General features: G+C 66.2%; 19 protein-coding genes and 4 tRNA genes. 12 read left to right on the top strand and 11 right to left on the bottom strand.

Annotated features, from left to right (window positions below):
* The first annotated feature begins 1 nt into the window (after window position 1).
* Both MRAB57_RS25975 and MRAB57_RS25970 read left to right on the top strand, forming a co-directional pair.
* Window positions 2-1,216 (top strand): amidohydrolase family protein, encoded by a 1,215-nt coding sequence (locus MRAB57_RS25975; protein WP_077089892.1) that lies wholly within the window; start codon window positions 2-4, stop codon window positions 1,214-1,216.
* 13 nt (window positions 1,217-1,229) lie between these two features.
* On the top strand, window positions 1,230-2,498 hold the full coding sequence (locus MRAB57_RS25970; RefSeq protein WP_077089891.1) for an amidohydrolase family protein: 1,269 nt from the start codon (window positions 1,230-1,232) through the stop codon (window positions 2,496-2,498).
* A 76-nt stretch (window positions 2,499-2,574) separates the two neighbouring features.
* Here the strand turns inward: MRAB57_RS25970 and MRAB57_RS25965 are convergent.
* From MRAB57_RS25965 to MRAB57_RS25955, 3 genes are all read right to left on the bottom strand, one after another.
* Window positions 2,575-2,649 (bottom strand) — tRNA-Val (locus tag MRAB57_RS25965).
* A 13-nt stretch (window positions 2,650-2,662) separates the two neighbouring features.
* Window positions 2,663-2,736, bottom strand: a tRNA-Cys gene (locus MRAB57_RS25960).
* Window positions 2,737-2,763: 27 nt separating this feature from the next.
* Window positions 2,764-2,836: transfer RNA gene (locus tag MRAB57_RS25955), tRNA-Gly, on the bottom strand.
* 179 nt (window positions 2,837-3,015) lie between these two features.
* Here MRAB57_RS25955 and MRAB57_RS25950 point away from each other — a divergent pair.
* Window positions 3,016-3,087 (top strand) — tRNA-Val (locus MRAB57_RS25950).
* 79 nt (window positions 3,088-3,166) lie between these two features.
* On the opposite strand, the gene MRAB57_RS25945 is transcribed toward MRAB57_RS25950, so the two are convergent.
* Together MRAB57_RS25945 and MRAB57_RS25940 are read right to left on the bottom strand one after the other, a co-directional pair.
* Window positions 3,167-5,233 (bottom strand): APC family permease, encoded by a 2,067-nt coding sequence (locus MRAB57_RS25945; protein ID WP_077089890.1) that lies wholly within the window; start codon window positions 5,231-5,233, stop codon window positions 3,167-3,169.
* The gene (locus MRAB57_RS25940; RefSeq protein ID WP_157900669.1) at window positions 5,230-8,244 is read right to left on the bottom strand and encodes a GNAT family N-acetyltransferase; all 3,015 of its coding nucleotides are present in this window, start codon (window positions 8,242-8,244) and stop codon (window positions 5,230-5,232) included. The genes MRAB57_RS25945 and MRAB57_RS25940 overlap by 4 nt, the downstream gene beginning before the upstream one ends.
* Before the next feature lie 459 nt (window positions 8,245-8,703).
* Here MRAB57_RS25940 and MRAB57_RS25935 point away from each other — a divergent pair, with 459 nt between their 5' ends.
* From MRAB57_RS25935 to MRAB57_RS25920, 4 genes are all read left to right on the top strand, one after another.
* Window positions 8,704-9,444: a GNAT family N-acetyltransferase gene (locus MRAB57_RS25935; RefSeq protein ID WP_157900668.1), complete on the top strand. Its 741-nt coding sequence runs from the start codon at window positions 8,704-8,706 to the stop codon at window positions 9,442-9,444.
* A gap of 16 nt (window positions 9,445-9,460) precedes the next feature.
* Window positions 9,461-10,300, top strand: coding sequence for an MBL fold metallo-hydrolase (locus MRAB57_RS25930; RefSeq protein WP_077089887.1), 840 nt, complete (start codon window positions 9,461-9,463; stop codon window positions 10,298-10,300).
* Window positions 10,301-10,342: 42 nt separating this feature from the next.
* Complete coding sequence (locus MRAB57_RS25925; RefSeq protein WP_077089886.1) at window positions 10,343-10,633, top strand: hypothetical protein; 291 nt, start codon at window positions 10,343-10,345, stop codon at window positions 10,631-10,633.
* Window positions 10,634-10,700: 67 nt separating this feature from the next.
* A complete protein-coding gene (locus MRAB57_RS25920; protein WP_077089885.1) occupies window positions 10,701-11,537 on the top strand; it encodes an enoyl-CoA hydratase/isomerase family protein in 837 nt (278 codons plus the stop codon).
* 5 nt (window positions 11,538-11,542) lie between these two features.
* Here the strand turns inward: MRAB57_RS25920 and MRAB57_RS25915 are convergent, their stop codons facing one another.
* The 3 genes from MRAB57_RS25915 to MRAB57_RS25905 all read right to left on the bottom strand — a co-directional run bounded on the left by MRAB57_RS25915 (window position 11,543) and on the right by MRAB57_RS25905 (window position 14,629).
* Window positions 11,543-12,346, bottom strand: a complete 804-nt coding sequence (locus tag MRAB57_RS25915; protein ID WP_077090871.1) for an MBL fold metallo-hydrolase — start codon at window positions 12,344-12,346, stop codon at window positions 11,543-11,545.
* A 147-nt stretch (window positions 12,347-12,493) separates the two neighbouring features.
* Window positions 12,494-14,062, bottom strand: a complete 1,569-nt coding sequence (locus MRAB57_RS25910; protein ID WP_077089884.1) for a long-chain-fatty-acid--CoA ligase — start codon at window positions 14,060-14,062, stop codon at window positions 12,494-12,496.
* A gap of 93 nt (window positions 14,063-14,155) precedes the next feature.
* Window positions 14,156-14,629, bottom strand: a complete 474-nt coding sequence (locus tag MRAB57_RS25905) for a hypothetical protein (protein ID WP_077089883.1) — start codon at window positions 14,627-14,629, stop codon at window positions 14,156-14,158.
* A gap of 199 nt (window positions 14,630-14,828) precedes the next feature.
* Between MRAB57_RS25905 and MRAB57_RS25900 the strand changes: the two genes are divergently transcribed.
* From MRAB57_RS25900 to MRAB57_RS25890, 3 genes are all read left to right on the top strand, one after another.
* Complete coding sequence (locus MRAB57_RS25900; protein ID WP_077090870.1) at window positions 14,829-15,617, top strand: SDR family NAD(P)-dependent oxidoreductase; 789 nt, start codon at window positions 14,829-14,831, stop codon at window positions 15,615-15,617.
* 62 nt (window positions 15,618-15,679) lie between these two features.
* Window positions 15,680-16,462 (top strand): sulfite exporter TauE/SafE family protein, encoded by a 783-nt coding sequence (locus MRAB57_RS25895; RefSeq protein WP_077090869.1) that lies wholly within the window; start codon window positions 15,680-15,682, stop codon window positions 16,460-16,462.
* A gap of 206 nt (window positions 16,463-16,668) precedes the next feature.
* Window positions 16,669-17,277: a maleylpyruvate isomerase family mycothiol-dependent enzyme gene (locus tag MRAB57_RS25890; RefSeq protein WP_077090868.1), complete on the top strand. Its 609-nt coding sequence runs from the start codon at window positions 16,669-16,671 to the stop codon at window positions 17,275-17,277.
* A 6-nt stretch (window positions 17,278-17,283) separates the two neighbouring features.
* On the opposite strand, the gene MRAB57_RS25885 is transcribed toward MRAB57_RS25890, so the two are convergent.
* On the bottom strand, window positions 17,284-17,715 hold the full coding sequence (locus MRAB57_RS25885; protein ID WP_281254395.1) for an anti-sigma factor antagonist: 432 nt from the start codon (window positions 17,713-17,715) through the stop codon (window positions 17,284-17,286).
* A gap of 154 nt (window positions 17,716-17,869) precedes the next feature.
* Here MRAB57_RS25885 and MRAB57_RS25880 point away from each other — a divergent pair, with 154 nt between their 5' ends.
* On the top strand, window positions 17,870-18,490 hold the full coding sequence (locus tag MRAB57_RS25880; protein ID WP_077089881.1) for a TetR/AcrR family transcriptional regulator: 621 nt from the start codon (window positions 17,870-17,872) through the stop codon (window positions 18,488-18,490).
* Window positions 18,491-18,496: 6 nt separating this feature from the next.
* On the opposite strand, the gene MRAB57_RS25875 is transcribed toward MRAB57_RS25880, so the two are convergent.
* Together MRAB57_RS25875 and MRAB57_RS25870 are read right to left on the bottom strand one after the other, a co-directional pair.
* Window positions 18,497-19,162: a DedA family protein gene (locus MRAB57_RS25875; RefSeq protein WP_077089880.1), complete on the bottom strand. Its 666-nt coding sequence runs from the start codon at window positions 19,160-19,162 to the stop codon at window positions 18,497-18,499.
* Between the two features lie 15 nt (window positions 19,163-19,177).
* A complete protein-coding gene (locus MRAB57_RS25870; protein ID WP_077089879.1) occupies window positions 19,178-20,041 on the bottom strand; it encodes an SGNH/GDSL hydrolase family protein in 864 nt (287 codons plus the stop codon).
* Window positions 20,042-20,111: 70 nt separating this feature from the next.
* Between MRAB57_RS25870 and MRAB57_RS25865 the strand changes: the two genes are divergently transcribed.
* Entirely contained in the window at window positions 20,112-21,743 is a 1,632-nt protein-coding gene (locus MRAB57_RS25865; RefSeq protein ID WP_077089878.1) for an acyl-CoA synthetase, read from the top strand.
* Window positions 21,744-21,746: the final 3 nt, after the last annotated feature.

Below are 21,746 nucleotides of genomic sequence, written 5' to 3'. Positions count from 1 at the left end.
CATGGATCGGTACACGGTTATCTCGGCCGACTGCCACGCGGGCGCCGACCTGCTCGACTATCGCGACTATCTCGATCCGCACTACCGCGACGAATTCGACAGCTGGGCAAAGACTTACGTCAACCCGTTCGCCGACCTCGCCGATACCGACGCCGAACGCAGTTGGGACAGCGACCGACGCAACGCGGATCTGGACAAAGAGGGCGTCGCGGGGGAGGTCATCTACCCCAACACCATTCCGCCGTTCTTTCCTTCGTCGAGCCTGGCCGCGACGCCGCCGGAGACCGCCCGTGAGCTGGAGCTGCGCTGGGCCGGCCTGCGTGCGCACAATCGCTGGCTGGCCGACTTCTGTTCGTTGTCGCCCGAGCGGCGTGCCGGGGTGGGACAGGTCATGCTCCAGGACCTCGACGAGGCTATCGCCGAGGTGGCTCAGATCGCCAAGCTCGGCCTGCGCGGCGGCGTTCTGCTGCCCGGGATTCCGCCCGGGGCGGCCATCCCGCAGCTCTACGCCGAACACTGGGAGCCGCTGTGGGCGGCCTGCGCCGAGGCCGGCCTCGTCGTTAATCACCACGGCGGCAACGCCGGACCGAGCCCGTTGGACGGATGGGGCAGCTCGTTCGCGGTGTGGGTGTACGAGACGCACTGGTTTGCGCACCGCGCGCTGTGGCACTTGATGTTCAGCGGCGTCATGGATCGCTATCCGGATCTGACCGTGGCCTTCACCGAGCAGGGTGCCGGATGGATCCCTGCCACTCTCGACTCGCTCGACGTCGCGGCGGCCCGCTACGCGCGCGAGGGCTCGGCGATCGCCCGCTTCGCCGGCCCGACCGCCGGCTCGTTGAGCCTCAAGCCCAGCGAGTTCTGGGCCCGTCAGTGCTACGTCGGCGCCAGCTTCATGCGACCCGTCGAGTGCGCCGAGCGCCACGACATCGGTGTCGACCGAATCATGTGGGGCAGCGACTACCCGCACCTGGAGGGAACGGGGACCTTCACCCGAGAAGCGTTGCGCTACACGTTTAGTGGCGTTCCGTCCGAGGAGGTGGCGGCCATGCTCGGCGGAAACGCGGCAGCCGTGTACGGCTTCGACCTGGACGCCCTTGCGCCCCTGGTCAGCCGCATCGGCCCGACCGTGACCGAGGTCGCCGAGCCGCTGGCGTCCGTGCCCGCGGGCGCGAGCAGCACCGTATTCGAGCCCGACCCGATTCGTACCTGGTAGCGAAAGGACCATCGTGGACCCGTACGTCATCATCTCCGCAGACACCCATGCCGAGCTCCCGACCGAGATGTATCGCGAGTACGTCGACCCCGAATACCGCGAGGACTTCGAGGCCTACCTCGCCGAGAAGATCGCCGCGTCGCAGGCCGGCGGGTTCATCGACGAGGAGTTCGCGCAAGAGTGGTTCTCCGAAAACGGCGAGGGCATCGCCGGCGGATGGGATGTCGCGCAGCGGGACAAAGAGCTCGACGGCGACGGCGTGGCCGGCGAGGTCATCTTCCCCGACGCCGATGCCGTGACGGGGGTCGCCGGGGCTCCCTTCGGCGCGGGTCTGGGGCAGTCGGGCAACCTCGACCCGGGTCGTGCGATGGCCGGGGCGCGGGCCCACAACCGGTGGTTGGCGGAGCTGTGCAGTCACAGCCCCGAGCGGCGCGCCGGCGTTGCGGTGATACCGATCCTGGCGGACGTCGATGCCGCGGTCGCCGAGATCGCGCGAGCCGCCGAAGCCGGTCTGCGGGGCGGGATCCTGATCCCGGTGTTGTGGGGCGACTACCCGCCGTACCACGACCGGCGCTACGACAAGGTCTGGGCCGCTTGCCAAGACCTGCGGATGCCGGTGCACACCCACGTGGGTCCGGCCCCGAGCGAGGAGTACGGACCGCACCTGGGCATCTACACCACCGAGGTGCGGTGGTGGGGAGCCCGGCCGCTGTGGTTCGCCCTGTGGGCCGGCGTATTCGAGCGCTTCCCGACACTGCGCTGGGGTGCGACCGAGTGCGGCGCGTTCTGGGCCAACGACCTGCTCTGGCTGATGGACACCCGCTTCCTGCGTGAGCACTCGGCGAAGAAGATGAGCAAGCTGCTCGAGGGCGACCTGACGATGCCTCCCTCGGCGTACTTCGACCGGAACTGCTTCATCGGTGCCACCACGACCGAGCGGCGGGAGCTGGCGCGGCGCTACGAGATCGGCGTCCCGAACATGTTGTGGGGCAACGACTATCCCCACCCGGAAGGAACCTGGCCTAACACCCGCAAATGGCTTCGGCACGCGTTCTGGGACATCCCCATCGAAGAGACTCGGCAGATGCTGGGGCTGGCCGCGGCCGAGATCTACAACTTCGATCTGGCGGCACTCGCGCCGCTCGTCCAACGCATCGGCCCGACGCCCGATGATCTCGGCCAGGACGACGCGGTGAGCATCCCGAAGTGGGAGGCGGCCCGCGAGGCTGGCCGGCACTGGCTGACGGAAGCCGAGCCGATCCCGGATCTCGTCGAGAACTGAGGAATGGGGGTCAGGGGTTCGGATCCCCTGAGCTCCAAGCTGGGCACTTAAATGCGCCGCTGAGCTGGTGAAACTGTGGTGCGCGATACTGGGATTGAACCAGTGACCTCTTCCGTGTCAGGGAAGCGCTCTCCCGCTGAGCTAATCGCGCTGGGAGCAAAAATTGGAGGTGGAGACGGGAATCGAACCCGTGTGCACGGCTTTGCAGGCCGTTGCCTCACCACTCGGCCACTCCACCGCTGGATTGATGCCTCTTGCACCTTCGAGCGGATGACGGGATTCGAACCCGCGACCCTCACCTTGGCAAGGTGATGCGCTACCAACTGCGCTACATCCGCGCGCTACGGACGAGATCGTCGCCCGTTGCGAAGGACGACGATAGTCCACAAAAGCGGGCCCACACAAATCTCTCGATGCGGGCCGTGTCTAGGCTAGCGCGTGACCCTGGGGACGCATGGGGCGGCATCCTCGATGCCCGGTTCGTGCTAGTCTTCGACGTCGTTCGCCTCTCGGCGCAGGTCCCGTGGCTCAGTGGGAGAGCGTCCGCTTCACACGCGGAAGGTCGCTGGTTCGATCCCAGCCGGGACCACACATTCCTCGACGTCAAGCCGTGATCGGCGTGGTAGCCGCGATTGCGGTGGCGGAGAGCCCCCCGCGGACAATACGAATCACCCGCTGTAAGCCGGGGTGCTGGCCGTCGGCTCGTTGAGTTGCCCCTCTTCGGCAACATCGGTGTCAGTGCTCGGTCCTGGCACAGACTCTGGCGGCGGGGACACGGTGATGATGGTCTTGCGGTCGAGCGTCTCGCCCCGAAAGAAGGCATCGACGGTATCGCCGGTGAAGAACGTTTTGACGCCCTTGGACAGTGCCTTGAGGGTCTTGCGGGTGAAAAAGACTTTGAGGCGCGCACCGAGGGCCTTGAGTGTCTTGCGGACGGAGAAGGCCTTGACGCCGGCGAGGACGGCCTTGAGGGTTTTGCGTGTGAAGAGGCGCTCGACGGAAAGGACGAAGGTTTCGACTGTCTCGCGCGTGAAGAAGTTCTTGATGGGCCCGACAAAGGCGTCGAGAGTTTCGCGCGTGAAGATCTTCTCAACGAACGCCTTGAGATGCTCGCCCTTCGCGCACAGCAACGCGATCGGGATGCCCAGCGCCAAAAGGCCAATGCCCATGATGAACACGCCGCCAACGGGCCCAAAGTGGGTCTTGCCGTAATGGGGAGAGTAACTTTCGAAGGCGGTGATGGCGAAGGCTGCCGTCATCGCGAGCGCTCCGAGCAACGGAAACACAACCTGCACAGCGAATCTCCGCATGGATTTGCGCGCTCTGCGCCAATACGTCCGCACACAGGCAAAAGCGGTCAGGGCGTAGTAGAAGGTGGTGACCAGTGCGAGTGCGGACACCATGTCTGACAATGAATTTCGGCTGATCAGCGTCATCGCGGCATAGATCGCGAATCCAAGCGCACCGATCACGACGCTCGCAAACCAGGGTGTCTGGTAACGGCGGTGAACCAGTGCGAACCGCCGAGGCAGGGCCCGGTAGACGGCCATCGCCAGCATGGTGCGTGCCGTTGGCGCTACGTAGGTCAGCACCGCACCCAACGCCGACGAGCTGATCGCCAGCAACAGGAGCGCCGCTAGGGCGGTGCCCAGCACCGGACCGCCGAGAACGCTGAGCGCGTTGTTCTCATGGGCTGGATTTCTCAGACCCATTCCGGTGGTGCCGATGCCTGCGAAGGCCTGTAGCGCACCGCTGACCAGCAGGTATGTCAGGAGAAGAAGGACCGTGGCCAAGACGGCGGCCTTACCCGGATTTTTCGTCGGCTCCTTCGCCTCTTCCGACACCGACAGCGGGGTGTCCCAGCCCCAGAACGCGAACACACACAACACGGTGCCTCGGGCAAGGTCTGTGATCGACAAGCCGATCGGCGATATCCAGTCCCATCGCGGCATGAGCGCCTGCGGCCCCGCGTGACCCGTGAACACCTTCGCGAACGCGACAACGCTGAGGATCACGAGCATTAACAGCTCCACGGCCAGCAGCGCGCGCTGGTAGCGCTCCGTGCCGTCAATACCTCGCAGACACAAGACGACAAACACGGCGATGATCACGCCGCCGAGCGCGATCTGGGTCGCCGTCGACTTCACGTGCGGGCTGAGGGTCACCAACGCGGCGACGCCGATAACCACCAGCACCACAACCTGCGCCACCAGGAGCCAGGTAGCGGCCCGGGACCGCTCGGTGGACTCCAGGCTCGGCTGTCGCAAGATCATCAGCGCGACAACGACCGCGACCGTCGCGCCGCCCACCACGATCCGCGTCCACGTCGAATGTTCAAGCGTCTTGAGGTCGTACGCCTTTAGCAGATAAATCGCTGCGATCTGCGCGGCGTTGCCCAGAGCTGCGGTGGACGCAACGACCAGAGCCCAGCCGCCTATCCAGCCGACCCAGGGGCCGAAGGCGCGCGTGACCCAGGTAAAGGTCGACCCGCAGTCCGGGGTCTCCTTCGCAAGTTCGCGAAATGCGAACGCGGTCAGGACAGCTGGGATGAAACCGACGATGAATAGGGCGGGCGTCTTGACACCCGCAACCGTCACCAGGGCGACCAGTGTCGCGGCCAGACTGTATGCGGGCGCGACCGAGGTAAGTGCGATGACCAGATTTTCGCCGAAACCGAGGGTGCCCACGCGCAAACCCTTGAAGGTCACCCAGCCGCCCGTCTGTCGCGCCGTCACGGCCGGCCTCCTTTGGCCGCGGGCGCCGCTTCGGGCTGGGGGATCGCGAGGAGTTTGTAGATCTCCGCCACGGTTTGACGATGGACGTCGTCGGAAATGTCCCGCCCGCCGCGCGACGGCCCGAACTGCTTGTACATCAGGTAGACGCGTCGGCCGGGCAGTCCCGGCCGCAGGCACTCGTCGCCGACCTGCCGGAATCCCGCATTCTGAAAGTGCTCGCGGTTGGCCGCGTCGCATTCGAGATACCAGCCGCGGGCCCCCGCGCCATCGCGTCCCTCTGCTTGGTCGCGATCCCTCTTCTTCCTGCCTTCGGCGATCATCTTCTGGCCGGCGCGGATCATTGGCTTGCCGGTGCTGCTCTGCTGCCTGCCGTAACGCTCCAATTTCTTGCCGGCGAGCATCATTTGCTCGCCCGACCGAACGTCGTCGCGAACCATGCGCTCCTCGATCCGCGCGATGAGCTCCGGAAGCGGGTTGGGTTTGCGCGACCAATCGAGGAACTCCACGTAACGGGCCAAGCCCGCGGTCGGCGTGGTCCAGAAATGGGCTATCCCTTCGCGTTTTGCGTCCGCGGCGCTTCGGGGGGTCTCTTCGCCCTCCGCCTTCTCTGCGATTCGGATGGTCCATAAATGGCAGCGGCAGTCGGCTCGGTCCGCCGACCCATTCGACGACGTGAGCGCGAATGGGTTTACCAATTTTCCGCCCGCCCCGATTCCGAACACCGCTTTGTAGACCTCGAGCGCGTGCCCTAGCTCGGGGTCCTTGTCGCCGACCACTTCGTTGATGCGGAGGTCTGCTTCCTTTGGGCCCAGATACTCGTCGAGCCGGATCAGGCGGACGGCGCCGGCGTGCATGGAATTGCTCATGGCCTGGAAGTCCTTGTGGCCAACGGGATTATCAATGCGCATCGCCCAACGCAGGTACTCCTGGACGAGGATTTCCACGTCCCTCTTCGGTACGTCGGGGGCCCTCGGTGTCTCGCCGTTCCCGCCCGGCCCGCCATCAGTCAACGCCCCGTCGCCGTCCGCCATCGGGCAGATCTTCTCGAACTTGCCCTCCGGACAGGTCTTGGCGGTCAGGAACAACGTGTGGACGGCCTTCTTGTCTTTGGCGAGGGCCGGCTGTACGTAGCGGAAGTCGAGCACTCGGTAGTTCCATTTCTGCCAAATCCTCGCCACCACAAAGGGATCGATGGCATGCAAGGGGCGCTTCGTGACAAACGGGTCGTCAACCTCGGCCGCGATCCAGTCGAGCGGGCGCTTCTCGCTCCGGTCCGCGTCGTCGTGCAGGGTGCGCTCGGTCTGCTCGAGCAGACGACGGCCGCATCCCTTCTGGCGATATTCGGGTTTGATGACGAGGTACTCGATCACGCCCGCGTTCGGTTGGTTCAGATAGTCCGATATCGAGCCTCCGATGGGATTGTCATTCTCGTCGAGCATGACAATGACGTGGTAGTTGTTCTTGTCGTACCAACCGAACTCTTTGAGGCGGAGATAAGCTTCGATCTGTTCGTAGGATTCGCGTTCGTCCTCGTCGGGAAACTCCGGCTCAAAGCATTCGTCGTAGAACGTCCGGAGCAGATCGAGGTCGGACTTCCGGGTGATGCGCAACTCCCGAAACGTCAGCTCCTTTTCCTCTACCTTTTCCTGGATATCCTCCAAGTAATCGTTGACCATTTCGGGCAACGCGCATGCGGAGTACTCGCCCAGCTCGAACAGCTCTGCCGAACCAAAGTGCAACCGCTGCAGCGCTTCTCCGTCTTCCTGTCTTGCTGCCTCGCGTGCGAAGACCCTCATCCGATCGGAGATCTTTGGCGTCTCCAAGACGTACAACGTGTCGGACCCGCAGCCGGTCTCGTCGATCGCGCAGCCGAAGCGCAGGATGAGGTCCGGCTCGGCAACGAGCAACTGCCGGGCCGCTTCGACGGCACCCCGGGCAAGTTGATTCACGTGGAATTCGTAAGCCTCGGGATCCGCGATGTTGGCGTGGATGAAAAACGGAATGAGGTCGCGCCACTTGTGCTTGGGGTTGTGCGGCTCAACCCTCCCGGTCTCGGCGTCCAGTTTGCACATGACAAATGCGATCCAGAGGTAGGCCGAGTAGTACTGGGCGTGCACTTGCTCCGAAGTCCCCCCGGCTGGGCGGATGCCGTCCGATTCGCTGGTCGTGTCGAGGACGAGGCGCTTGTCCGTCGAGATGGCGACCTGTGCGTGACAAAAGCCGGCAGTGCCGAGGTCCGGGCCCCACTTCAGGACGCCAGAAACACGGGCCCGCAACGCGAGTCGGTCATGGGGGCCGCCGTATTTCTCACCCAGCGTACGAAGCATCTGCGGCGACGAACAGCGCAACGTCAGCGAATTGTTCTCGTCGCCATAGCCGTACTGCAGTGCCACCTCCCCGTGCCACTCCTCGCAGGTGCAGATGGGAATGCTGGGGCCCCACAGCAGCCAGCAGTCGAAGATGAACGACTGCATCTTGCGCGCCTTGCTGTACACGAATGGGTCCTCCAGGCGGATGAGCGATCGCCCATAGGCGTCGACCACCGGCTCCCATTCCTCGTCGTAGTAGGCCAGCAGGCCAGTCAAGAGATGCAACGGTGCGACGAAGCCGGAATTGATCGTCACCTTGGACAAGAAACTCTTCGCGTCGCAGGCATCGAGATATCGCTCGATATCGTCGTTGCCGAGAAGCGCTGAGCAGTTCTCGACAACGATGGTCCGTTCATTTTCGTCCTTCTTCGCCGCAATGGCCGCCAGCCGCCTTCCGACGTCATCCGACCATTTATTCATCGCGGCGTTCCAGTCGGCGACGGCTTCTTTGTATTCCTTGTCGGTGTCGTAACGCAGCTTGAGTGGTTTCTTTTCGGGCCGGTTCAACAATTCGAGTTCGATGCGCAATCGCACTGCGGTATGGAGCGAGTGCGCCTCCAGGCCGCGCGCGAGCAAGCCGGCCAAGGTAACCAACGCCTGCCACGGCATATTGAGCCGGTCGTGCCGGGGCAAGGTGCGCATCAGTAGTCGCCAGCTCGGGAACAGCTGGGTGTACAGAACGAGGCCGAACCCGAATAGCGCTATGGCGAGGGTGTATTCCCCCCAGAAATGTTGGACGTCACCTATCCAAGACATTGGGTGACCCCCGTTTCGCCGGTCAGAACGACATCAGCGTTGACGGGCCCGACGAGTCCTCTGGGCGGCTTCAGATTCATTGTCACGATCTGCTCCGATCGGTGTCCCTAAAGGGCCCGGTCGATGTTCGTCGCGAAGTTCGGCCACGAAAAACCTTGATCCGGAGGCACACCAACGTCCGGCCTAAAGCAACGCGCGCGCATCGAGGGGGGGCTTAAATATCTCACAGGGCGTACCGAAAAATCTCACAAAATGTGCCAAAGAAGGTTGACCTGCCTACGTCATTTTCTCGAATAGCCGGTGAAGCAGCGTCCCCGTCACGGCGGGAAGTGGCAGCATCAAGAGGTGGCTACCGGGATCCAGGTCCGCGACATGCGGTCTGAAGTGAGCGAGGACCTGATCGAGGAGATCTATCGCGAGATTCTCGAACCGTCGTTCGGGCCAAACGAACTCGACACGCTAGGCACATTCCTTGCTGGACTCGCCGACGACGAGGCATGGGGGTTGTGCGCGCTGGACGGCGACAGGCCGGTGGGCTGCATCATGGGGTATCCCTTTCCCCACGCACGTGTGCTCCTGATCGGCTACGTCTCGGTGCGGCCCGGGCTTCGGGGCGGTGGTATCGGTGACGCGCTGATGGATGCGGCCCAGCAGCGGTGGTATGCGAAACCCGGTGTCGCGCTTGTGCTTGCGGAGATCGAGGATCCGCGCCGACACCCAGCGGTGGACGGCATCGATCCCGCACGACGTGCAATGTTCTATGCGCGGCGGGGCGCACAAGTAGTGGTCGGCCCGTACTTCCAGCCGAGGCTCGAGGGAGCCGGGAAGACGCGCGTATACGACTTGTTTCTGACCGTCATCGCCGGCACGAACGACGCGATCGATGCGCAGAATTCGGTGCCGGCTCAGATGATTGTCGACTTCATGCTCGACTACTTCCAGGACTCGGGGGAGGGCGACGACTGGCCTGCAGCTGACGACGAGGAGGGGACGCGGCTGCTGTCCTGGTACCGCGGCCGCGAGTCGGTCCCGTTGCAGCCGATCGGGAATTACGCGCAGATCGAGATTCCGCGGATAAGCGACTAGTCCAGGGAGAACACAAATGGCTTCGTTAGAGCTGACCGGCAGCGACACCGCCGATTTCGACAAGGGCGAGGTCTACTTCATCGGCAACGCCACCACGCTGATCCGCTTCGGCGGGCTGACGATCCTGACCGATCCCGCCTTCCTGCATAAAGGCGAGCACGTCTTTCTGGGCCACGGCATCTGGGCGCGGCGCGAGGTCGAGCCCGCCTGCCAGATCGCGGACCTGCCCCCGATCGACCTCGTCGTGCTGTCGCACTACCACGGCGACCACTTCGACGACGTCGCCGCGCAAGAGCTCGACAAGAACCTGCCGATCGTCTCGACGGGCGACGCGGTTGAGAAGCTCGGCGCGCTCGGCTTTCGGCGGGGCTACCCGCTGGACACCTGGGAATCGCTCGAGGTGCGCAAGGGCGACGCCACCGTCATGATCACCGCGATGCCGGGCAAGCACTCCACCGATGAGGAGGTCCTCGAACTCCTCATGCCCGTCAACGGCCACCTGCTCGACTTCAGCCGCAACGGCGAGCAGCTCTACCGGCTCTACATCACCGGCGACACGATGCTCGTCGACGAGCTGGCGGACATCCCGCGCCGCTACCCCGACATCGACCTCGGCCTGATCCACACCGGCGGCACGACCTTCCTCGTCTCCGTCGTGACGATGACGGGCGAGATGGGAGTGAAGGCCGTCGAGATCACCAAGCCGCGCACCGCCATCCCGATCCACTACAACGACTTCTCTGTGTTCCTATCTGGCCTCGACGATTTCAAGAAGGCGGCTGAGGCCTCAACGGCGAGTACAAAGTTCGTCTACCTCGCGCATGGAGAGACCTATACATTCACGCCCAGCGGGTAAGGGGAACAATGAGACGACCACGGCGAGGAGGGTGGACGACCAATGGCTAACCAAGAAGGCATCGGCACGCTGAAACTCGAATGCCCGCAGATGCATCCGGTGGGCAGGATCCTCAAAGAGGCCCCGCACCAGCAGGTCGTCTATGACCCGGGCGCCCAGGCCGGGCCGCGCCGGTTCTGGCCCGACGAAGAAGACCAGCCGCAGTTCAAGACGACCTGCAGCCAGTGCGGCAGGCCGGTCGCCGAAACGACGACCGCGCTGCAGGACAGGCATCGCAACCTGATCCTCAACGCCTCGGAGACCATCGAAACGGCCACGCTGCCGTTCGTCTAGGCCTGCGATAACGGGGCACGGGCGTCGCCTACTGTAAGAGCTTCGGTAGCCGACCGAGAGGAACCCCGTGGCGCAGACGCCGTCGACACCGGATAGCCCGCGCCCGCCCGAGGGGGACTGGCTGGGGACGCCGTATCTGACCTTCGAACGCCAGGGACCGATCGCCGTGTGCACGATCGACCGACCCGAAGCGCGCAACGCCCTGACGCCCGCGATGTACTTCGGAATCCGTTATGCCGTAGGCAGGGTCAGCCAGGACACCGAGCTGGCCGGCCTGCTGATCACCGGAGTCGGCGACGTGTTCGCGCCCGGCGGCGACATGACAGGCGGGGGAGGCGTCGACGATTGGATCACCTTCGGCGCCGCGCTGGGCATGGACGTGACGCCGTTCGACTCGGTGCGGACCTCGGCCAAGCCCATCGTCTCCGCGGTCAACGGGCTCTGCCAGGGCGGCGGCATGCAGATCGCCCTGTGCAGCGACCTGTCGGTGGTCAGCGAGCGGGCGACGTTCCGGGTGCCGGAGCTGTTCCGCGGCTACGCCGACACCTACTACAGCCAGATGCTGGTGCGGCTGATCGGCCCGGTGCGCACTCGCGACCTGATGTTCACCGGCCGCGTGCTGTCGGCGCAGGAGGCGCTGCACTGGGGTCTGGTGACCCGCGTCGTGCCGCACGAGGACCTGTTCGGGGTGGCGTGCGACCTGCTGGCGCAAAGCTGCCGGACCGCCCCACGCGCGCGCAACGTGATCAAGTCCAGCATCGACAACTACCTCGGCCTGTACGACCGCATCGGGATGACCAGCAGCCTGATGGACGCCGAAGCCCGCGAGGGTGTCCGGGCGTTCAAGGAGCGGCGCTCACCCGACTGGGTGCACCCGGAGCTGCGGACCGAAGGCCGCCTCTAAGTCGCCTACTCCTGGTCGAGCGAGGTCAGGTCGATCCACTCGCCGCGTGCGGCCGTGCGCAGCACCCGTTTGATGCCCGCCTGGTCGAACGCCGCGGCGAATTCGGCGGGGCCCTCGGTGAAGTGGGCCCAGCCCTCGACGTGGGCCGGTATCACGACCTTGGCGCCGAGCACCTCGGCGGCGGCGGCCGCGCGGGCCGAGGTCAGCGTCAGCGGGCGCCCGCGCTCTTTGGTCGGCACGCTGGCCGCCCCCGCGAAGAGCACCGCGATGTCGATCTCGCCGACGCGGTCCGCGATCTCGCCGACTGCACTCATCGAGGCGTTGTCACCGCTGAGGTAGATGGTGGGCAGGCCGGGCCCGTACAACACGAACCCGGTGACCTCGCAGTTGACGTGGCCATCGATGTCGCGCATCCCGTCGGCCGGACCGTGCACCGCCGGAACAGCTTGTGCCGCAACGCGTCCCGGGCCACCCGGCAGGTAATACGACTGCCACGGCTGCAGCCCCACCGCAGGAGGCCCGAAGCGCCGCGCGGCGCCGGGGTTGGTGACGATCAGCGGCGCGCCCTCGGCCAGCCGGCGGCCGGCGTTGTCCAGGTTGTCGGGATGCTGGTCGTGACTGATCAGTACCGCATCGATCGGCCCGAGGGCTTCGGGGCCCACCGCGGGAACGGTCAGCTTCTCCAGGTAGTCGTGCGGGCCGGGCGGGTCGAACGTCGGATCCATCACGATCCGGCGGCCCGCGATGTCGATGACGGTCGTCGGGCCGCCGAGCACACTGATCGCGCATTTTTGCCGCTGCGCGTCTATTAGCTCACTCATGTCCTCGTTTGCCCCTGACTGTCCCGGCAGGAAATGGATACAGCGCACGCGCAGGCTACAACACCGGCGGCCCGTCGGCGCGCTGAGTTTGCCCTCACCTCAGGTGCCGTCGCGCTTCCCGATGGTTGGCAGGCCTCATACCCGGCGGCCGCGGTCCTTCCAATACGGTTCGCGGAGCTGGTTTTTCAGGATCTTTCCGCTGGCGTTGCGGGGGAGTTCGGCGGCGAAGTCGACGGTCCGCGGGCATTTGTAGCTGGCGAGGTGCTCGCGGCAGAAGTCGATGATGTCGCGGGCCTCGATCTGGCCGGTGGCGACGACGATCGCCTTGACCGATTCGCCCCAGTGGTCGTCGGGGATCCCGATGATCGCGGCGTCGGTGACGGCGGGGTGTTCGATCAGCACGCTTTCCACCTCGGGGCCGTACACGTTCTCGCCGCCGGTGATGATCATGTCCTTGAGCCGGTCCTCGATGTAGAGGTAGCCCTCGGCGTCAACGCGCCCGATGTCGCCGGTGCGCACCCAGTCCTCGGCGGTGATCGTCTCGGCCGTCGCCTCGGGACGGTTGAGGTAGCCGATCATCCGCTGGTCGCTGCGCACCCAGATCTCGCCGGCCTCGTCGGCGGGCAGCTTGTCGCCGGATTCGGGATCGACAATGCGAACTTCGTTGCCCGGCGCGGCTTTTCCGGCCGACACCAACAGCTGGGGCCGGCGGCTGTCACGATGGTCCTCGGCGCTCAATGTCGCGATGCCGCCGCACAATTCGGTCTGCCCGTACACCTGCACGAAGTTCATCTCGGGCCACGCCGCGAGCGCCTGCTGCAGCAACGGCAGCGGCATGGGGGCCGCCCCGTACACCAGGTAGCGCAACCCGGCCAGGGCGCTCGTGCCGGCCTCCCCGGCGTCCAGGAACCGGGCGATGATCGGCGGTACGAAAAAGGCATGTGTCGCACCGGCTTTCACCGCGCTGATCAGAGTCGCCGCGTCGGGCTCGCGGGTCAGGAACGTCGGGGCGCCGGCCCGGATTCCGAAGAACGCGTAGGCGATCCCACCCACGTGGAACAACGGCATGGCGACCAAGTTCGCGTCCCCGTCGGCGAACGGCATGGGCGAGGCCAGATTCACGATGTGGTTGACCAGCGCGCGCTGGGTCAACTGCACGCCCTTGGGGCGCCCGGTGGTACCCGAGCTGTAGATCGTCAGGGCGGCCTCGTTGTCGCTGACGTCCGGGTCGGTGCCGACGGGCGCGGCCGCCTCGAGCAGGGATTCCCACTCGTCCTGGTCGCCGCCCACCACGACGACGCGTTGTAGGCCCGGCAGCCTGCTCCGGATGCCCTCGACGGCCGGTTGCAGCTCCGGCCCGACGAGAAGCAGGCGTGCGCCGCTGTCGTTGAGCACGTGGGCGAGTTCGTCGCCGAGGATTCGCCAGTTGACGATGGTCGCCACCGCGCCGATCGACGACGCGGCAACGAAGGTCTCCAAACACGCCGGATGGTTCTTGTCCAGGAACGCCACACAGTCGCCGCGGCCGACGCCCGCGGCCTGCAGCGCGCCTGCGGTCCGCTGGATCCGTTGCGCCCACTGCGACCAGGACCACTGCTGCTCACCGAAGCGAATCGCTACGTCATCGGGCCGGTTCTGCACATGGCGTTCGACCATCCCGACGAGTGTCTCGGTGGTGCCGGTCGCGGCCTCGGCTGAAGGCATTGCCCCTCCGCTGGTTGGTGACGGTTCCCCTGTCGTTGATACGCGGTCGGGTTTGGTCGGGCGACGGCGGCCCGCGGTTTAGTCCGGGGAGGGTCAGAGCATGGAAGTGACCATCATTCCGCCCTCGTTGTCGGCGCGGGTGGTCGCGTTGCCGTCCTGCCTGAAGTCGACGAACGCCGACCGGCCGTTCGAGGTGTTCAGCAGCTCAGTGAAGGTGCCGATCACCGGGATGGTGCCCTGCGGGGTTACCACGTCGGCCGTGTAGTCGATGGACGCCTGCTGCTGAAAATTGTTGCCCTGCACCGGATGTGCGTCGGGTCCGGTGAGGTTGCGCACGTTGCCCAAGATGGCCGACGCGCCGTTGGTGTACTGGTTTATGTCGGCCTGCAGGACGGCGACCGGGTCGGTCCCGCCCGCTGGTTTGACGGTCACTCGCATCTGCGCGCTGGTGTCGGCGTTGTTGAGGGCCACCCAGTCGCCGCCCCGGTTTCCGAGCGTCCAGCCGGGCGCGGGCGTGATCGAGACGCCCTGCGCGATGCCGATGGAATCCTTCAGCGGGAATGCCATCGCCGCTGGTTGGCTCAGAGCGGCGCCGGTGAGGGCGATCGCCGCCGCGACGGCGACCGGCCGCCAGCGGCGGGGCGTGCTGGTGTTTTCGGGCGGGTTCGTCATCCATCCATTTCACTGGTCCGCGGCCACGCTGTCCATGACCCGTGACCATGCCGTGTGTCAACATGGCTGCGGCAAACCGACAAAGGAGTCAGACATGGTGGATGCCGATCGCGCTCGTTCCCGCACCTTCGTCGTGACGGGCGCGGCATCGGGCATTGGCCTGGCCGCCGCGCAGCGCCTGCTGGCCGAAGGCGGCACCGTCATCGGCGCCGACCTGGCATCCCCGCCCGACCTGGGCCCCGACTTCCACTTCGTCACCGCCGATGTCACCGACGAGGACGCCATCGCCGCCGTCATGGCCGCGGTGCCCGGCCGCCTCGACGGCGTCTTCCACGCGGCCGGTGTCGCCGGCGGCGGGCCGGTCCACCTGCTCGATCGCGCCGAATGGGAGCGCGTGATCGGGACCAACCTCACCGGCACGTTCCTGGTGGCCAAGGCGGCGCTGGCCAAGATGATCGAGCAGGACCGCGTCGACGGCGAGCGGGGCTCGATCGTGACCGTCGCCAGCATCGAGGGCCTGGAAGGCACCGCGGGCGGCAGCTCCTACAACGCCGCCAAGGGCGGGGTGGTCCTGCTCACCAAGAACATTGCGCTCGACTACGGACCGAGCGGCATCCGCGCGAACGTCATCTGTCCCGGCTTCATCGACACCCCGATGGCCCAAAACGTCTTCGGCCTGCCCGGGATGGAGGGGCCGCTGGCCTCCATCACCAAGGAGCACGCCCTGCAACGGCTCGGCCGGCCCGAGGAAGTCGGTGCCATGGCGGCGTTTCTGTTGTCGCTCGACGCGTCGTTCGTCAGCGGCCAGGCCATCGCCGTCGACGGCGGCTACACTGCCGGCCGCGATCACGGCGTGGTCGCGCTGTTCGGATTCCCCGAGTAACACCCCGCGCCGTGGCCGAAATCACCCGGCGTGCTTGGGATCCGGCGGACTAGTGTCGGGTGGTGTCGCCTTCCCATATTTTCCTGATCGGCCTGGCCGGGTTGGTTGCCGGTGCGATCAACGCGCTCGTCGGATCCGGCACTCTGATCACATTTCCGACCCTGGTTGCCCTCGGCTATCCGCCGGTGACCGCGACGATGTCGAACGCGGTCGGTCTGGTGGCCGGCGGTGTGACGGCCACCTGGGGTTACCGCGCCGAGCTGCACGGCCAGTGGGATCGGTTGCGCTGGCAGATTCCGGCCTCTCTGCTGGGCGCCGTGCTGGGGGCGTATCTGCTGCTGCATCTGCCGGAGAAGGTGTTCGCCGACGTCGTGCCGGCGCTGCTGGTGCTGGCCCTGGTGCTGGTGGTGATCGGGCCGCGGATTCAGTCGTGGGCGCGCCGGAAAGCCGAGGAGGCCGGCCGTCACCCCGAACACGTGACGCCGGGGCGCAAGGTGTTGCTGGTCGTCGGCACCTTCGCCGTCGGCGTCTACGGCGGCTACTTCACCGCGGCGCAGGGCATCTTGCTGGTCGGGGTGATGGGCGCCCTGCTGCCCGAGTCGCTGCAGCGCATGAACGCCGCCAAGAATCTGCTGGCGTTGGTGGTGAATATGGTTGCGGCGCTGGGCTATACGTTGGTCGCCTTCGATCGGATCAGCTGGTCGGTCGCGGGGATCATCGCGGTGAGCTCGCTGATCGGGGGATGGGTCGGGGCGCGATACGGTCGCGCGCTGTCGCCGAACGTCTTGCGCTACGCGATCGTCGTCGTCGGCCTGATCGGGCTCTATCGGCTGCTGTCGGTGTGACGCCGGGCGTGCGTTCCTGGCGTTGAGCGTGCGCTGACGGCGGGGTTTCTCGGCGTGTCGTCGCCCTGGGTGCACACTCAACGCCGCCGATACACACTCGTCGCCTTGGACGCACTTCGCCGTCCAGTGCTGGTGTCGCCGAGGCAATTGGAGTCGAATGGATGGGCGTACACGGCAAATCCCAGGGGAGGGCTGCGGTGACCACGATGGAGATGGCGTGTGAAGAGCGTCAAGACTTCGCCGATCTGCTCAGCCAGCTAGCACCGGGACAGTGGGAACAGGCCAGCCTCTGCGAGCGTTGGCGGGTGCGCGACGTCGCTGCCCACGTGGTCAGCTACGACGAGCTCACACCGTGGGCGGTGGCGCGACGGATGGCGCGGGCCGGCTTTATGCCTAGTCGTGCCAACGAGATTGGCGTCACGGAGTACGCCGGCCGAACGCCCGGTCAACTGACCGAGCTGATGCGGGCCTGCATCCCGCCGCGTGGCCTGACCGCCGGCTTCGGCGGCATGATCGCCTTAGTGGACGGCATGATCCACCAGCAGGACATCCGGCGGCCGCTGGGCATCCCGCGAGCCATCCCGCCGCAGCGGCTGCGGGCCGTGCTGGACTACGCGCTGACCGTGCCCGCGGTGCGGGGCGCCCGGCGCACCCGCGGCGTGCGGCTGATCGCGACTGATCTGGAGTGGACCCACGGGCAGGGCACGGAGGTAACCGGCCCCGCCGAGGCGTTGCTGATGGTGATGGCCGCACGCCCCGATGCGCTCAGTCAATTGAGCGGTCCAGGGAAAACGACTCTGGCCCAACGCTTCTGAGGACGCCTAGCGCGCGAGCGCGGAGTCCACGGTGGGATAGATGGGCAGCACCCGACCGAGCCCGCAGGCGTCGACGATTCGGGTCACGATCGGCTGGTAGGTGACCAGGCGCACCTCGACGCCGCGGTCGCGACACCGTCGCGCCTCGTCGGCCAACACGGAAAACGCGCAGCAGGCCATGAAGTCGATACCGGTCACGTCGACCACCAGCGGCCCGGGGGCGGATGCGATGCCGGCCGCCTCGGCGACCAGGTTGCGCCAGGTGCGCTCGTTGCAGGCGTCGATCTCGCCGCCGGCGCTGATGACCACGGCACCGTCGCGGCGGTCGGTGGTGGCCCGCAGCGTGCTGTTCGGGTCGCCGAGTTCGTAGAGCAGTCGCGTGCTCAGCATCAGGGGCGGGCTATGCATGTAGGGGGTGGGTTCAGCTACCAGGCTCATGAGTGGACTCCTAATCCGGCGTCTTGGGACACCGCGATCACTGGCCCGTCCTGTGTGCTGAAGACAGACAATTCGCAAAGTGCGAATCTCATTTGTATAACGAGACAGGGCGGTCTGTCTACATAGGCCGCCTAAGAGTACGGTAAGTCTTGCTATGACAACTTCGGATGTCGCACAGCCGGTACCTGCTGCGCGCGAACGCATCTTGAATGCCGCATATGAGCTGTTCAGCAGGCGTGGGATACGCGCCGTCGGCACCGACGAGGTGATCTTGCGCGCCGGGGTCGCCAAGGCCACGCTGTACCGCCATTTCGCAACGAAGAACGACCTCGTACTGGCCGTTCTCGAGCGGCGCGAAGAGCTGTGGACCCACGGCTTGATCGAGGCGCAGTCCGAACAGCGGGGCGATACACCCGAGGAGCGCCTGCTGGCGATCTTCGACGTGCTGCACGACTGGTTTCAGCTCCGCGACGGGTACGAGGGCTGCTCGTTCATCAACGTCCTGCTCGAGTTGGGCGCCGACCATCCGGCCGGGCAGGCCTGCGTCACGCACATCGGCCACGTCCGCGACATTGTGCGCACCCGGGCCCTCGCCGCGGGGCTGACCGACGTCGAGGACTTCGCCTCGTCCTGGCACATCCTGATGAAGGGCGCCATCGTCCTGGCGGCGGTGGGGGACCTCGATTCCGCGCTGCGCGCCAAGAAGATGGCCCTCGGTCTCATCGAGGAGCATCGGCCCGAGACGCTGGCCGACTCGGGTGAGGCCGTCAGCTAGGCCGCGTCACACGGCGTCGGCCGCGGCGTCCCCGGTTTTGCGGGCATGCTCGGCTTCGAGTTCGGCGATCGCGCGCGAGGTGCGTTCGCGCAGCACGAATGTGGCGATGCCACCGACTATCACCGCGATGACGAGCGCAATCCAGCTGAAGTCCTGCAGCCAGCGTTCGGCGGCCATCCCCGCGTAATAGATCAGCGCGGTGGTGCCGCCCGCCCAGCAGATGGCGCCCGAGACATTGGCGGCCAGGAACCGTCGGTAATGCATCTTCAGCGCGCCGGCCAGCGGGCCGGCGAAGATCCGCAGCAGCGCGATGAAGCGGCCGAAGAACACGGCCCGAATTCCCCAGCGGTTGAACAACTTTTCGGCGAGCATCACGTGTCCCGGACCGAAGTGCTTCGGAAATTTCTGGCCCAGCTTGTCGAAGAGCGGCAGGCCGAAACGGCGCCCGATGGAGTAACCGATCGAATCGCCGACCACCGCGCCGATGATGGCGGCGACGCCGACGCCCACGGGGTTGACGGCCAGCTCGTGGTGGGAGGACATCAGCGCCGCGCTGACTAACATGATCTCCCCGGGCAACGGAACGCCCAGGCTTTCGACGCCGATCACACCGCCGACCACAAGGTAGACCGCGAGTGGCGGGATCGACTGCAGCAAAGCCTGCACATTCATGGGGTTAAGAATGCCTCACGGCTGCGCGCCCCGCGCCACAACGTCGTCGGTTCGCGCGCAGACGGGTTCCAACTGCGGGCGCTTGGCGTACCGGCCGTCGGCCGACGACATGCCGCGCATCCGCCGCCACACCCACGGGAAGAAGTTGTCCTGCGTCCAGCGCAGCTTTCCGTAGGCGCCCGCCGTCATCGACAACTGCGTGGGATCGGGATGCGGCTGGGCCCAATCATGGTTGCTGTCAGGCAGATTCAGGGCTTCGGCGGCCGCGGCGGCGAACAAGATGTGTCCCTTGGGTGACGCATGAACGCGGTCGTAGCTCCACGTGTCCCAGTCGCGCATCGACGCCGCGTTGTACAGGTCGACGAGCGGAAAGCCATAGCGCGCGGCGGCCGCGCGGATCGCGATGTTGATGCGGGCCAGCCGCTTGGACACGATCCAGCCCAAGGGCAGGAATTGTGCGACGTTCGGAAAGGTCGTCGTCACCACCGTCGCGCCCGTATCGGCGAGCGTCGCATAGAGGAAATCGAGCTCGGCCAGGGCGCGGCCGAAGTTTCGCCCGGGCTGGATGACGTCGTTCATCCCGGCGCACACCGTGATCAGATCCGGCTCCATCGCGAGCGCCTCGGGGATCTGCTCTCTGAGCACGTCGCCCAGCAGCTTGCCCCGGACCGCGAGGTTGGCGTATTGCAATCCGGGATGCAGCGAATCGAGCAGCACGGCGAGGCGGTCGGCGAACCCGAGGAGACCGGTGGTCTCGTCGCCGTCCCATAGGCCCTCGGTCTGGCTGTCGCCCAGGGCGACGTATCGGCGGTATCCGGGCTGACTGGCTCCGTACACGACCCCGAGACTAACCGCGATCCGAATTCGAATGCGTGACATCTGCCGCGAAACGCTGTTGTAGCGTAAATCTCGCCGAGCCTTTCCCGGGCAGGTTTTTCTGAGGAGTGCAGTGGAATTCAATCTCGCCCAAGTGTTCTCGGCGGTTGCGTCGGCAAACCCGGAACGCGATTGCATTGTCTTTGGACACCAACGGTTCACCTACGCGCAAACTGAGGAACGCGCCCGCCGATTCGCACGCGCGTTGAACGCGTGGGGTTTCGGCGCGCATCGCGAACGTTCGGAGTTGGCGCCCCACGAATCCGGCCAAAGCCACCTCGGGCTGTACATGGCCAATTGCAACGAATACATCGAGGGCATGCTCGGTGCCTACCTGGCGCGGGTCGCCCCGTTCAACGTGAACTACCGCTACGTCGCCGACGAACTGGTGTACCTGCTCGACAACGCCGGCGCGGACGCGGTGATGTATCAGGCGCGGTTCGCCCCGACGCTGGCCGAGGCGCTGCAGAAGGGCCAGCTGCAGGCGGTGCGGCTGATCCACGTCGACGACGGCTCCGGCAACGAACCGCTGCCCGGGGCGGTGCGCTACGAGGAACTGCTGGCCTCGGTGTCCGACGAGCCGCTGGACCTGACGCCGTCGCCGGACGACCTGTACGTGCTCTACACCGGCGGCACCACCGGGATGCCGAAGGCGGTGCTGTGGCGCCAGCACGACATCTTCGTCAACGCCATGGGCGGGCGGACCTACGGCACCGGCGAGGTGGTGGCCAGCCTGGACGAGGTGGCCGAGCGATCGCGTGCCGACGGCCCGGGGTCGATGACGTGTGCGCCGATGATGCACGGTGCGGCGCAATGGGCGGCATTCATCAACCTGTGTGGCGGGCGGCCGTTCGTGATGGCGCCGACGACAACCCACTTCGACCCGGCCGAGGCGTGGGCGCTGGCCAGCCGCGAGCGGGTGGTGTCGATGTCCATCGTCGGCGACGCCTTCGGGCGGCCGCTGGTCGACGAGCTCGAGTCCGGCGACTACGACCTGTCCGGACTGCTGATCCTGGTCACCGGCGGGGCCGCGCTGAGCGCGCCGCTCAAGCAGCGGTTCGTCGAGCTGCTGCCGCAGCTGACGATCCTGGACGCCGGCGGTTCGTCGGAGTCGGGCTCCCAGATGGGGCAGGTCTCCAGCCGCGGGCAGAGCGCGAGCGGCCGGTTCGCGCCGAATCCCGGGGCCGTGGTGGTCAGCGAGGACCTGACCCGCATCCTGGCGCCGGGCGACGACGAGATCGGCTGGCTGGCCCAACAGGGCCTGATACCGCTGGGGTACCTGGGCGATCCGGAGAAAACCGCGCGGACGTTCCCGGTGATCGAGGGGATCCGGCATTCGGTGCCGGGGGACCGTGCCCGCTGGGCCGCCGACGGCGAGATCGAGCTGCTGGGCCGCGACGCGGTCACCATCAACTCCGGCGGCGAGAAGATCTTCGCCGAGGAGGTCGAGGCCGCGATCGCCGAACACGCGGCCGTCTACGACGTCGTGGTGACCGGCCGTCCCAGCGAGCGGTGGGGCAACGAAGTGGTCGCGGTCGTGCAGTTGCGGCAGGGGCAGCAGGCGGATGCCGACAGCATCATCGCCGAGGCCGCGCGTCATCTCGCGCGATACAAACTGCCGAAAGAGGTGGTCTTTCGCGACCGGCTGCAACGGTCACCGTCCGGCAAGGCCGACTACCGCTGGGCCAAAGCCCAAGTCACATAAGAT

This window comes from Mycobacterium rhizamassiliense, from assembly GCF_900157375.1.
GTDB classification, from domain to species: domain Bacteria; phylum Actinomycetota; class Actinomycetes; order Mycobacteriales; family Mycobacteriaceae; genus Mycobacterium; species Mycobacterium rhizamassiliense.
This window is presented reverse-complemented; position numbering and strand designations above follow the sequence as displayed.